This is a genomic window from Capnocytophaga bilenii (assembly GCF_017565765.1).
Lineage (GTDB): Bacteria > Bacteroidota > Bacteroidia > Flavobacteriales > Flavobacteriaceae > Capnocytophaga > Capnocytophaga bilenii.
The window spans coordinates 12,483-26,812 of sequence record NZ_JAGDYP010000011.1 but is presented as its reverse complement, the minus strand read 5'-3'; the positions used below and the strand labels follow the sequence as shown (position 1 = coordinate 26,812).

Here is a 14,330-nt window from a genome sequence, read left to right as displayed (position 1 = left end):
CAAAAATGAAAAGAACTTATGCGGGTATTCCCGAAGAGAATGCTACTTTAGAAAATGCAAAAGTAATGCTTGTAACAGTACCTTATGATGGTACTTCCACTTGGGGTAAAGGAGCTGATAAAGGTCCTGAATTGTTTTTAGACGCTTCTGAAAATATGGAACTTTACGACATCGAAACCGATAGTGAGCCTTACCTCAATGGGGTGTATATGGCAGGCGAAGTGAGTGAAAATAGTTCGCCAGAGGCTATGACCGAAGCTGTTTACCAAAAAACTAAAGAACTGCTACAACACGAAGATAAACTATTCACGCTTTTTGGTGGTGAACACTCAGTTTCTATAGGCTCTATACGAGCTGTGGGTGAGAAATACGAAAAACTTACCGTACTGCAGTTGGACGCACATACTGATTTGCGCCCCGAATATCACGGTTCTACCTCCAACCACGCTTGTGCAGTGTTTGAGGCTAACCAAAAACACAAATTGGTGCAAGTAGGTATTCGCTCTATGGATGCTGAAGAAAAACAATATTTGCCAAAAGGGCGCGTGTTCTTTGCTCACGAAATTGCTAAAAACCCTGCAGGATGGATAGATGATGTGCTTGAAAAAGTATCAGGTAATGTGTATATCACTATTGATTTAGATGCTTTTGACCCCGCCATAGCCCCTTCAACAGGTACCCCAGAACCAGGTGGATTGCAATGGTATCCCACCTTGAAACTATTGCGAAAGGTGTTTAAAAAGTGCAATGTGGTAGCTTTTGATATCGTTGAGCTAATGGATAGTGCTCAGGCTAAACCTACAGCCTTTTTGGCAGCTAAACTTTATTACAAAATGCTGGCGTATTACTTTAAATATAAAAATAAAAAAAGAAGTGCTTTATGACACAAATATTAAATCACACAGATATTCAGCATAAAATAAGGCGTATAGCTTATCAAATATATGAAAATCACTTAGATGAAGAGGAAATTGTGCTGGCAGGTATCAATGGTAATGGCTTTGTGTTGGCTGAAAAGTTGGCAGAAGCCTTAGCTGCAATCTGCTCACTGAAAGTTACTCTTTGCAAGGTGGTAATGGATAAGAAGAACCCTTTGCAAGGCATTACTACTACAGTAGCTGCCGAACATTACACTCATAAAGCGGTAATAGTGGTAGATGATGTGCTAAACTCAGGACTTACACTTATTTATGGAGTAAAACACTTTTTGGAAGTGCCTTTGAAGAAACTTACTACAGCTGTGTTGGTGAATAGAAACCACAAGCGTTATCCTATTAAAGCTGACTTTAAGGGAATTTCACTTTCTACTTCGTTACAAGAGCATATATCGGTAGTCTTTGAGGAAGGAAACTATTCGGTTAATTTGTCAAGTCAAAACAATTAGGTAATTAGCAAATTGGAAAATTAGCAAATTTGGAAATTAGCAAATTATGTATACAACCCTGATTATATTATTGGTATCGTCATTGCTGTTTATGAGTGGGAAAGTACGTTCCGACTTGGTGGCGATGTGCGCTTTGGTCTTGCTGGTACTCTTTGGAATACTGACTCCCGAAGAAGCTCTATCTGGATTCTCGGATAAAGTGGTAGTAATGATGATAGGACTTTTTGTGGTGGGAGGGGCTATTTTCCAAACAGGCTTGGCTAAAATGATAAGCAGCAAAATACTAAAGCTGGCAGGTGATAGCGAAGTAAAACTGTTGGTATTGGTGATGTTGGTAACCTCATTTATAGGTGCTTTTGTGAGCAATACGGGTACTGTAGCCCTGATGATGCCTATAGTAGTGAGTATGGCAATGAGTGGCAACATCAATAGTAGTCGCCTGCTGATGCCTATGGCTTTTGCTAGCAGTATGGGGGGAATGATGACCCTCATAGGTACGCCTCCCAATTTAGTAATTGAAGGTGAAATGGTGAAAGCAGGCTATGAAAAACTGTCTTTTTTCTCATTCACGCCTGTAGGATTGGTATGCTTGCTGGTAGGACTTTTGGTATTGATACCCGTAAGCGGTTGGTTCTTGAACAAAAAAGGAGATAATAAAACTGACAAGAACAAGGGGGGGAAAACTTTAAACGACTTGGTAGGCGAGTATCAGCTGTCTAAAAACTTGTACAGGGTATTGGTAACCGAACAATCGGCTGCAGTGGGTAAAAGTCTAAAAGAGCTGAACCTCTCACAACGCTATAAAGTATCGGTATTAGAAATCAGGCGAAAAGCAACTTCCAACAATCCGTTTTTTAAAACGGGTAGCCAAGAGGTGGTGAGTGCCCAAACAATAGTGAATGAGGGTGATATACTTTACCTAAGCGGAGGTTTTGAGTTTATAGAACAAATGAACGCTGAGAATGGTTTTAGCTTTTTAGAAGCACATCACCCTGAAGAGCGTATGCCTAATGAACTTCATTTTCACGATATAGGTATTGCAGAAGTATTGATAATGCCAGCGTCTAAATTGGTAAATACACCTATCAAAGATAGTAAATTGCGTGAGCATTATGGGCTTAATATTTTAGGTATTCAGCGTAAAGATGGCTATATACTGCAAAATTTGAAAGAAGAGAAGATGCATTCGGGTGATATACTATTGGTACAAGGTACGTGGGATCATATAGGAAAATTGAGTGCCGAACGCAGTCAGCTGGTAGTATTAGGGCAACCACTTGCCGAAGCCTCTAAAGTAACCCTTACACATAAAGCCCCTATAGCTGCTCTTATAATGCTGGCAATGGTGCTGGCAATGATGTTCGATTTTATCCCTATTGCCCCCGTAACAGCAGTATTGATTGCCTCCTTGCTAATGGTTATTTCAGGAGCGTTGCGCAATATAGAGTCGGCATACAAAACGATAAACTGGGAAAGTATTGTGCTAATTGCAGGAATGCTACCAATGGCATTGGCATTAGAAAAAACAGGAGTCTCGGCATTGGTATCCAACGGTTTGGTAGAAAGTTTGGGTGATAAAAGTCCTTATGTGCTTTTGGCAGGAGTTTATTTTACCACTTCGCTAATGACGATGTTTATCAGCAATACCGCTACGGCAGTATTGTTAGCTCCTATTGCTTTAAAAACAGCAGTTACATTAGGATTACAGCCCCAAGCCTTTTTATTTGCAGTAGCGGTGGGGGCAAGTATGTGTTTTGCTTCACCTTTTTCTACACCACCTAATGCTTTAGTGATGTCGGCAGGGCGTTATACCTTTATGGATTATGTGAAAGTAGGATTACCATTACAAATAATTATGGGCATTGTAATGGTTTTTGTATTACCTTTGCTGTTTCCGTTTGCCAATTGATAAATAATTACTATCTTTGCCGAAAATTTTAAAAATAAAAGATGAAAAAAAGGATTTCAGAATTTTTATTAGATGTATCAAAATACATATTTGTAGGGCTTTTTGTAGCACCATTATTCAATAGTAATGCAGCAGCCAATTATTGGTGGGTAACTTTGGTAGCTTCTATCGCCTTGTTGTTAGGACTTTGGTTATCAAACGCTCAAAAAGGGAATAACAATACCAATAAAAACAATAATAACGCTAATAGAAATAAGAAAAACAATAATTACCGCAATAACAATAATAAGAAAAACGGTAATAACGCAGCACCTAACTCTAATAACAACACAGCAGCCAATAAAGTAGCTAACAATTAGTTATAAAGTTTAATTTTTCTATTGCTATGAATATCTATTTTGATAATGCAGCTACCACAGCTTTGCACCGTGAAGTGGTGGCAAAGATGACAGAGGTGCTTACAGATAATTATGGCAATCCTTCAGCTACCTATGCTTTGGGCAGGAAAACCCGTACTTTGATAGAAACAGCACGCAAGCAAATAGCACAGCAGCTTGGTGCTCAGTCTTCTGAAATTATATTTACTTCGGGGGGGAGTGAGGCAGATAATTTGATACTGCGTGGCTGTGTGCGTGATTTAGGAGTTCGGGTAATAATCACATCGCTTATAGAACATCACGCTGTATTGCACACGGTAGAGGCTCTGGCTAAAGAATACGGCATACAAATAGTGTATGTACATCTTACGGCAGAAGGCGATGTGTGCTTACAACATTTAGAAACTTTACTACAACAGTACGCTGACCAAAAAGTATTGGTAAGCTTAATGCATGTGAATAATGAAATAGGCAATATTTTGCCATTGGCAACAGTGGCTGCTTTCTGCAAAAAGTACGGTGCTTATTTTCATTCAGATACGGTACAATCGGTAGCACACTTGCCTATTGATTTGCGAGAAGTACCTGTAGATTTTATTACGGCATCGGCACATAAATTTCACGGTCCTAAAGGGGTGGGCTTTGCTTTTATCAGAAAAGGTATCGTACTACACCCTTTGATTTATGGAGGCGAACAAGAAAAAGGGTTGCGTGCAGGTACAGAGGCAGTACACAATATAGTGGGTATGCAGGAGGCTTTGAAATTGGCTTATCGGGATAGGGCATCTCATACTGAAAAGTTACAACAGCTGAAACAGTATTTTATTGCGGCACTTAAAGAACACTTTCCAGAGGTGGTTTTCAACGGGAATAGTCAGGACAAGGAAAAAAGTAGCCATACCATACTAAATGTGGGCTTTCCTAATTGGGAAAATAAAAAAGATACCTTATTGTTTGAGTTGGATTTGAAAGGAGTAGCTTGCTCTAAAGGGAGTGCCTGCCAGAGTGGTAGTGTAGGGGAGTCGCACGTGTTACAGGCTTTTTTGCCAGCAGAGAGCTTGCGTTACCCCTCTTTACGGTTTTCGTTTTCAATACAAAATACTACAGAAGAGGTAGATAATTTGATAAAAATTTTAGGAGAAATAGCAAAAAAGTAAGCTATTTCTTATTTTTGTTATATACTGATAATGAGAATATTAATATATTAAATAGAAAAAAATAGCAAAAATTATTTGTAAAACAGTAGGAGTTTTAAAATAAAGTTGTAATTTAGTAGCGTTTTTCAGTAATCCGTAGTATTAAAATATTAGTTATGACAGACGAAAAGAACATTTTGCCCATAGACGAAAATGCTGTAGAAGATGTTTTATCAGTGAATTATGAAGCGATGTCGCTTGAGGAGCTTACCAAGACCTTGAAAGAGAAGCTTCATACAGATAAACTACAAAGTATTAAGAAGACGGTAGAGGCTATCAAAGAAGCATTTGATAGACAATACGAAGCACTTCTTGAAGAAAAAAAAGAAGAATATATAGCCGATGGAGGGGAGGAGTACGAATTTTCGTATGAGAGTCCTATTCATAAGGAATTTTATACTCTTTATAACGATTATCGCAAAAAGAGACACCAGCACCATAAGGAAATGGAGAAAGTGCACAAGGAAAACCTTGAAAAGCGCAAAGAAATAATAGAGGAAATTAAGCAACTTATTAATACTGAAGAGCACATAGGAAGTACATTTAAGCAGTTTCAGCAATTACAAGAACGCTGGCGCAATGCAGGGCAAGTGGCTATGGCTGATTATGACGACTTATGGAGTACTTATCATCATCACGTAGAGAAGTTTTATGACTTTATTCACTTGAGCAAAGATTTGCGTGATATTGATTTTAAACGCAATTTAGAAGAAAAACTCAAACTTATAGAACGTGCTGAAGCACTTGTGAAAGATGAGGTAGATGCTTTGCATGCTTCTCGTGAGTTACAAACGCTACATCGCATTTGGAAAGAGGAAATAGGACCTGTAGATAAAGAGCATCGTGAGCCTATATGGCAACGTTTCAGTGAGCTTACTAAACAAATACGCGAAAGAAGGCAGTACTACCTCAAAAACTTAGATGAAATGTACGCTCAAAACTTAGTGAAAAAACGTGATATTATAGCACGCATTGAAGCTGTTATTGCAAAAGAGGCTACTAACCATAACGATTGGAAGCAGTTTTCAAAAGAGGTAGAAGAGCTTCGTTTTGCCTTTTTGAGTGCAGGAAAGGTGCCACAGGAACAAGCTGATGAGGTTTGGAAAGCATTTAATGTAGCATTACGCACTTTTAGCAAAAAGAAAAATCAGTTTTATAAAGAGCTGAAAAAGGAACAACAAGAAAACCTTGCTAAAAAGTTGGCATTGGTAGAGATAGCAAAGAACCACCAAAATAGTACTGATTGGGAAGCTACTACCGAGCTGATGAAAAATATCCAAAAAGAGTGGAAGGAGATTGGTAGCGTTCCTTTGCGAAATACTGAGAAAATTTGGAAAGAGTTTAAAAAGGCTTGTGATGCTTATTTTGCTAACTATAGCGAGGCTATAAAACACTCTAAAAACAAAGAGCTGAACGTATTTGAACAAAAGAAAGAGTTTTTAGACAATTTGAAGTCATACCGCTTGGTAGAGGATAAAGAACAAGCCCTAAATGATATTCATCGTTTTGAAGACGAATGGAATCAGTTGGATAAAACAGGCAATACAAAAACGCTCGACCTAAAATTCAACAAGGTGATTGATGCGCTTTACAAAAAGCTTGACATCAATAAGCAAGAGGCTGCCCTTATAAAGTACAACAACAAATTGGAACGACTTATAAATGATGATAATGAAGATTCGTTGGATAGAGAAGTGCAATTTGTGAAACGCCGTATAGATGAGCTTAAAACTGAAATACTGCAGCTGGAACGCAACTTAGCATATTTTGGTAAGATAGATGAGAAGAATCCGTTGGTACGTGATGTGGTACGCAACATCAACCACCAAAAAGAGCATCTTAAAACTTGGGAAAACAAGTTGCGAGAGCTTAAAAACTTACAAAAGTCGCAAGAAGCAGAAGCTACAGCTGAGGAACAAGAAGGTGTTTAATTTGTTTCATATTACTAAGAAAAGAGGTTATAGTAATTTATAGCCTCTTTTTTTTATTATTGCTCGTTTGCTGGAGTTTGCTCTAAAATTGACACAGAGAAAGATTCTCTAATTATAAGATTAAAGAGCTTTATTGGTATTCTCATTTTTTTGATTACTTGATACTCATAATGCTGTATAAAATTTTTAATTTAAAAAATAGAATAAATTTCTTCGGTATATTTTTTGTAATTGGATACTATGCTTTTTTGAATATTATGTGCTGTAAAAATAACAATAAAAAGTTGTGGGTATTCTTACATATAAAAATGAGAAAACTGAGATTGATGAAAAAAAACTATTATAGTAAGAGTTTTTATTTTAACAAAATACAATTTATATTATTAATAAAAGACTTTTAAATTCTCATTTTATTTGTTAGAAGATTTGAGTTTAAATAATTGTTTTTCAATAATGTTGCTTTTTTACTATTTTAAAAATATTAACAAATAAGATGATTTTATGAAATTTTTATGATAAAAAATTAGGATTATTCAATATGATATACTATCTTTGCAAAGGTTTATTTCACTAACTGATTAAAAAACACTGCTATCACAATAATAAAAAGAAAGGAAAGTGATAGATTTTTTATATTTATATATAGAGTGTTATTATTGCACATTGGTAATGAGAGGTAAGCGAAGAGGAATGAATAGAGATTTTAAACATAATGGGAATTATGCAGGTAGGAGAAATAAGAACTAGGAATGGCTTAGTTGAAGAATTTAAATAATAGAAAAATGAAGGCAATTTTAACTGCCGTTATAGCGATGCTGGTAAGTGTCGGAACGGCGCAGACAGTTGTTAGTAACAACGTACTAACTAAACGCATCTGTTATGTGAAAAAAGATGCAAAAGGCTCAAACAATGGTGAAAATTGGCAAGACGCACTAACAGAACTCTCAACAGCTTTGGAATTTGCTAAAGCACACCAAAAAGAATTTACAGAAAAAGAACCCTTGCAGATATGGGTGGCGGGTAGTGCAAACTACAGCTATAGCCCTAAGGTGGGTGATGGTGTTGCTATTGATAAGGCAACTTTTGCAATGGTGAAAAATGTGAAAATCTATGGTGGTTTTGCAGGTAATGAAACAGCATTGAAAGACCGTGATTGGTATGCAAACCCCACTGTACTAAGTGGGCGTGTGAATAATGCTGGAGTTGCTCACATAGGTAGACTTATTACCTCGGAAGGAGCTATGGGTGTAGCGACTCTTGACGGGTTTCGCTTGAAATATGCCGCTCCTATCAATGGTAAAAAAGGGGTAGCTATTTATGTGGCAAATGGTTCTCCTCGTTTTGAAAATTGTGCTATTACCGATAATTTATTTGGTAGTGAGGCACTTATCTATGTAAAAGGTACAGAACGTGAACGTGCTACTCCTATCTTTATCAATTTGCAGGTATCGGATAATACACCTAAAAAAGAAGATATTATAGGTGATAATGTAGATGATAACATTGACCAGCCTAACAATGGAGCTGATGGACTTGTAATGACTCCTTGGGCAATGGAAAATGACCAATATGCCAATACTCAGCTTATCAATGCTACATTTTACAATAATGGGGGCAATGATTTGAAGGTAGCTCCTTCGGCTTCTCCTAAAATACACAATACAGTATTATTGGAACGTGTAGATGGGAACTTTAAGAATATAGACGTACAATATAGTATGGTGAATGGTGCACTTTCTGGTAATGGTAATATACCGGTAGAAAGTCCAGCAGGCATATTTGTAAGCTTGAGCAAAGACGATAAATACTATTTGCGCCCCAAAAGAAGTTTGATAAATGCAGGTAATGGTGGTTTATACCGCAGCAAGAGTGATAATGACTTCGATTTGGCTCATATGCCTCGTATTATGGAAGGAACAATAGATATAGGGGCTTATGAATTTTATAAGGACTATGAACGTGATTGTAATGAAATACCTACACCTTATGTAGAAACAATACCTTATGGAGATGCTTGTAGTGGAGGTGGTATGCGTGCTATGCTCTCAAATTATGCTGATTATGATAAAATTAAAGAAAGAGGAGCTACTTATAAAGTGTACAACCACGAAGGAAAAGAAGTACCTTATACGGGAACTTTGATAGAATCTTATAGCGGTAGAATACATATAAATCAAGAAGGAGATTTTAAACTTGTAGTGAGCTATAAGAGTTGTGAGAAAGAATCTAATTTGTTTCAAATTCATTACAACAGAGGTGCCGGTAAGCCTGATAGTCCTCGTTTAAAACCTCATCCAGCTACTTGTGATAGCAATAGTTGGGTAGAGATACAAAACTATGAATCTAAGTACCGCTATGAGTTACTAAAAGATAATAGAGTAATAAATACCATTAAAAATAAAGACCTTGTGGGATTACAAGAGGGCTCTTATGAATTGAAAGTATATAATAGTGGTTGTGATAATAGTAGTAGTTTCCGTATAGAAGGTAGAGAAAAATTAGAAGCTCCTATAGTAGAGCCTTTGCCAGCAGAATGTGGTAAAAAAGGAGGTGCACGCCTTACCCAATTTGACCGAAAGTTGACTTATCAGTTGCTTTTGAATGGTAAAGAGTTACGAAAACTTAATAGTGCTGAGTTTACAGCTGATGCAGGTCGTTACCAAGTAGTAGTACGCAACGCTAATGGCTGTGTGGCTACTTCTACAATCTTTGATATAGGAGAAGCTAAAAAGATACCTCAAAAACCTGATGTATGGGTAGATGCACCTGCTTGTGGTGTGAGTGGTAAGGCTATCATCAAGAACTACGATCGTAATCTTACTTATAAGTTGAATAATGGTGCTAGTACAGAATTGCTTGGTAGTGCTGAAATCGATGAAGCTGGGGAATATACTTTGTTAGTAAACAATGGCAGTTGCGATAGTGAAGAGGTTCATTTTACAGTAGCAGCAGCTAAAGAGGGTGCTGTAGCACCTATAGTACGTACTACTTCGGCTACTTGTGGCGAGATAGGTAAGGCTTATATAGAGGGCTATGACAGCAATTTGCGTTATCGATTGGTAGCTCTATCAGCTACAGGGGCAGTAGTTAAGAGTAGTGATATTAATGGAGCAGCTATAGCAGTAGCTGCGGGCAGTTATAAGGTAGAGGTTCGCAAAGCTAATGGCTGTGTGGCTACTTCTACAACCTTTGTGATAGAAGAGGCTAAAAAGATACCTCAAAAACCTGATGTATGGGTAGATGCACCTGCTTGTGGTGTATCGGGTAAGGCTATCATCAAGAACTACGATCGTAATCTTACATATAAATTGTATAACGGAACAGTTACAGAAAAGCTTACTAGTGCTGAAATTAATGAAGCTGGGAAATATACTTTGTTAGTAAACAATGGCAGTTGCGATAGTGAAGAGGTTCATTTTACAGTAGCAGCAGCTAAAGAAAATGTTACAGCACCTAAAGTAACTACAACTTCGGCTACTTGTGGCGAGATAGGTAAGGCTCGTATAGATAACTATAACGAAAAATTGACTTATCAGTTGGTAGCACTATCAGCTACAGGAGCAGCAGTTAAGAGCAGTGCTATTAATACTGCGAACTTATCAATGACTGCGGGTACTTACCAAGTAGTAGTTCGCAATGCTAATGGCTGTGTGGCTACTTCTACAACCTTTGTGATAGAAGAGGCTAAAAAGATACCTCAAAAACCTGATGTATGGGTAGATGCACCTGCTTGTGGTGTATCGGGTAAGGCTATTATTAAGGGCTACGACCATAATCTTATATATAAATTGTATAACGGAACAGTTACAGAAAAGCTTACTAGTGCTGAAATTAATGAAGCTGGGAAATATACTTTGTTAGTAAACAATGGCAGTTGCGATAGTGAAGAGGTTCAGTTTGTAGTGGAGTCTGCTAAAGAGGGCGTTGTAGCACCTGTAGTACGTACAACTCCTGCAAGTTGTGGAGCTCAAGGCAAAGCTTATATAGATAACTACAACAGCAATTTGCGTTATCAATTCGTGGCTCTATCAGCTACAGGAGCAGCAGTTAAGAGCAGTGCTATTAATACTGCGGACTTATCAATGACTGCGGGTACTTACCAAGTAGTAGTACGCAATACCAATGGCTGTGTGGCTACTTCTACAACCTTTGTGATAGAAGAGGCTAAGAAGATACCAGCCTTGCCTAAAATAGATTTTATAACAGAAGCCGGTTGTGGTATAGCGAATGATATACGCATCCGTGATTATGATAAGAACTTTAGCTATACACTTATTTCAAAATCAGGAGTTAGAAAATCAATCAACTCATTACATATAGAAGCTACTGAAGGAACCTATCAGTTGGAAGTTAGCAATGGCGACTGTGCAGTTACTACAAGTGAGTTTCATATAGGCAAAGAAAAAGTATTGCCTGCAAAACCTGAATTGAGAGTTTTACCTGCTACTTGTGGTGGTGTAACCGACGTATTGATAAAGAATTACGATAATAGCTTAAATTACGAACTTTCACCAGCTATTGCAGGTAATGAGATACTTAGTAACGGAGTGATTTCAGCAACTGCTAATAACTATGTGCTTATAGTGAGCAATGGTAGCTGTACTTCGCAAAGTGATCCTTTTGAGATAAAAGCACAGTTATTGCCTCCTGCAGTACCTACCATAGAAGAAGAAGTAGCGGCTACTTGTGCAGCCCCTTCATTAGTACGTATAAGTAATTACGACCCTGCTTTGCAATATAAATTAAGTCCGGCAGGGGAAATATTACAAGGTGGTGTTATCTCGGCTACAGTGGGAAGGTATATTGTTATAGCTACGAATAATAATGGTTGTAGTGCTAATTCATCAATTTTTGTTATCAATCCTCAAAAAGAAGCTCCTGCTCAGCCAAAGATAACTGTTTACAATGCTTCTTGTGGTACAAAAGGAAGTGCAGTGATACGTAACTATAGAGGAGATTACACTTATAGTTTTACTCCTGAAGCTACTATTACAGCAGGAGGTGTTATCTCGGCTACAGCAGGTAAATACCAACTCAAGGTGAGCAATGGTACTTGTGAAGCTACAGCAGTAAGCTTTGAGATTGAAGCAGAACGAACTATCCCAGCACAACCAACAGTGATAGTTACAGCCGCTGATTGTGGCGTAGCGGGTAGTGCTCGTATCAGTAATTACGATCCTCAATTATCTTATACTGTTTTGCCAAAAAGAGAAGGTAATGTGGTACTTGCTAACGGAGTTATTTCGGTTACAGCAGGTGGTAGTTACAATGTAGTGGTAAGTAATGGTTATTGTAAAAAGTCGTCAGAGCTGTTTGTTGTTCAAAGAGCGAATGAAATTCCTGCGACTCCTATCGTAGTAACTACTTCGGCTACTTGTGGCGAAATAGGCAAGGCTTATATAGCTAATTACGACCGCCGTTATACTGATAAATACGTACTTACCCCTAGCGGGCGAGTACATTATGACGGAACAATTATAGCAGGTGCAGGTAATTATGTGCTAAGTGTTAATAATGGTTCGTGCAAGGTAAGTACCGCTTTCACTATTGAGGCTGAAGAAGCAATGCCAAAAGCACCTGCGATAGTTACTACGCCAGCAACTTGTGGCGAGGCTGGTAGTGCCAAGATTACAAACTATGATAGTAACTTTACTTATACTCTTTTAGAAGGTAATAAAAGCACAGTATTAGATAATGCAGTTATTTCAGTAGGTGAAGGTGTATATAGGGTATCAGTTACTAATGCAGCAGGTTGTCAACTAATTTCGAGAGAGTTTAGCATACAAGCTGCCAAAGTAATTTCAGAAAAACCCGTAGTTATAACCCAAGCAGCTATTTGTGGTGAGGAAGGGAGTGCTTATGTAGCCAACTACAATCCTATCTATCAGTATACCGTATTCCCTAATGGTAGTGTAGATGCTAACGGAAGTATCAAGGCAAGTAAGAATATATTTACCTACGTAACAGCTCATTACAAAGGATGTAGTGCTACCTCTGAAGGCTTTACTATACAGCCTAAGCTTAATGGAGTAGAACAACCCGAAATACTCCTTATACCAGGAGGCTGTGGAGCTGTGGGCTTTGCTCGTATTACTAACTTCAACCCCGATTACGAATATGAAGTATTGCCAACAGGAACAATCACCCCTGATGGTAGAGTTATGGCACCTCCTACCAATACATATTATAGAGTACGAGCTTTCCATAATGGTTGTGCTGCAACTTCCGAAAACTTTAGACTACAACCCTCAACATCAGAATTTGAGAAACCAGTCTTGAGTGTAGCCAAAGAAAATTGTAATATGGGTACAATTGCTTTCGTGAAGAATTACAATAAGGAGTTTACTTACACCGTTCATCCTTTTGGAGGGGTAACCAAAGATACAGGTATTCTTGTCTTCCCTGAAAATAGTGTTACTCATACCTTTAGCGTAACAGTAACAGCAAGCAACGGAGTATGCCAATCTACTTCTGATGCAGTTCTTATTATACCAGAGCGTTCATATCAGCCAAGAGTGGCTATAGTGGCACGCACTTGTGATAGTGAAGGAGCAGCTTATATTACCAACTATAATCCTGCTTACCGCTATGTGTTTACCGATCCATTGTTATCTGTAACCGATGCAGGGGTCATCTTAGGAGCACAGCCAGAATTGGTATATGCCGTAGCAGTTCGTACTCCCGATGATTGTTCATCAAAAGAAACTGTATTTAGTATCCGCAATGAATGCGAGAACGAAGTACCTTGTAAAATAGAGATATTCAATGCTGTTTCGGCTAACAATGATGATGCTAACGACTTTTTCTATATAAAAAATATAGAATGTTACCCAAGCAATAAAGTTTATATATTCAACGGTCAGGGTAAAGTAGTCTTTGAACAACAGAATTATGACAACAGCCACCGCTCTTTTAGAGGAATAAGCAATACCGAAGGCGCACAATTATTACCTTCAGGCACTTACTTCTATATCCTCAAATATACCGATAAGCGCGGTAGAGAAACAGACGAAAGAGGCTATTTATACCTAAAAGGAAGATATTAATAAATAGTTTTAGAACTAAAAAGCACTGCTAAAGCCACTTTTCTTTAGCAGTGTTTTTTTATATAGTTACTCCTAATTCATTATTTTTTAATACCTTTGCGCCCTAAAATAAGAATTATGGAAGATTACACCTTGCTAAGAGAGCGTTGGAACGAAATAGTAGAACGCCTTTCGCATATGTTTACCGAAGGAGAAACCCTTGATGTAGATGCTATCATATACCTGATAGGCATACAAGAATTAGGGCAATTAGGGCGTAAATATGAGAAAGACGAAAAAGTAGACCTGATGCACATCGCCATTTGTAAGCTGTTAGAACCCTTTGGTTATTATCAATATCAATTTACAGACCCCGATGGCTGGCCTCACTATGAATTAGTACAAGAACTCCCAGCTCTAAAACCAGGTGAACAAACCATACTGATGAAAAAAGCTATTGTACAATACTTTGTTGAAAGAGACTTTTTTGAAAACTAATAACACCTAT

At 37.9% G+C, this 14,330-nt stretch carries 8 protein-coding genes; all 8 read left to right on the top strand.

Annotated features, from left to right (window positions below; all coding sequences use genetic code 11):
* Window positions 1-5 precede the first annotated feature (5 nt).
* The 8 genes from speB (at window position 6) to J4N46_RS11515 (ending at window position 14,320) form a co-directional block, all read left to right on the top strand.
* The gene (speB, locus tag J4N46_RS11550) at window positions 6-884 is read left to right on the top strand and encodes an agmatinase (RefSeq protein ID WP_208059424.1); all 879 of its coding nucleotides are present in this window, start codon (window positions 6-8) and stop codon (window positions 882-884) included.
* Window positions 881-1,384 carry a phosphoribosyltransferase family protein gene (locus tag J4N46_RS11545; protein WP_009415883.1) on the top strand — a complete coding sequence of 168 codons (504 nt, stop codon included), beginning with the start codon at window positions 881-883 and terminating at the stop codon, window positions 1,382-1,384. Before speB ends, J4N46_RS11545 begins: the two co-directional genes overlap by 4 nt.
* A gap of 46 nt (window positions 1,385-1,430) precedes the next feature.
* Window positions 1,431-3,293: an SLC13 family permease gene (locus J4N46_RS11540; RefSeq protein WP_208059423.1), complete on the top strand. Its 1,863-nt coding sequence runs from the start codon at window positions 1,431-1,433 to the stop codon at window positions 3,291-3,293.
* Between the two features lie 41 nt (window positions 3,294-3,334).
* Entirely contained in the window at window positions 3,335-3,652 is a 318-nt protein-coding gene (locus J4N46_RS11535; RefSeq protein ID WP_009415885.1) for a DUF6722 family protein, read from the top strand.
* Between the two features lie 26 nt (window positions 3,653-3,678).
* Complete coding sequence (locus J4N46_RS11530) at window positions 3,679-4,827, top strand: cysteine desulfurase family protein (protein WP_208059422.1); 1,149 nt, start codon at window positions 3,679-3,681, stop codon at window positions 4,825-4,827.
* Window positions 4,828-4,982: 155 nt separating this feature from the next.
* Window positions 4,983-6,797 (top strand): DUF349 domain-containing protein, encoded by a 1,815-nt coding sequence (locus J4N46_RS11525; protein WP_208059421.1) that lies wholly within the window; start codon window positions 4,983-4,985, stop codon window positions 6,795-6,797.
* A 782-nt stretch (window positions 6,798-7,579) separates the two neighbouring features.
* A complete protein-coding gene (locus J4N46_RS11520) occupies window positions 7,580-13,843 on the top strand; it encodes a gliding motility-associated C-terminal domain-containing protein (protein ID WP_208059420.1) in 6,264 nt (2,087 codons plus the stop codon).
* 117 nt (window positions 13,844-13,960) lie between these two features.
* Window positions 13,961-14,320 (top strand): hypothetical protein, encoded by a 360-nt coding sequence (locus J4N46_RS11515; RefSeq protein ID WP_208059419.1) that lies wholly within the window; start codon window positions 13,961-13,963, stop codon window positions 14,318-14,320.
* The last annotated feature ends 10 nt before the right edge of the window (window positions 14,321-14,330 follow it).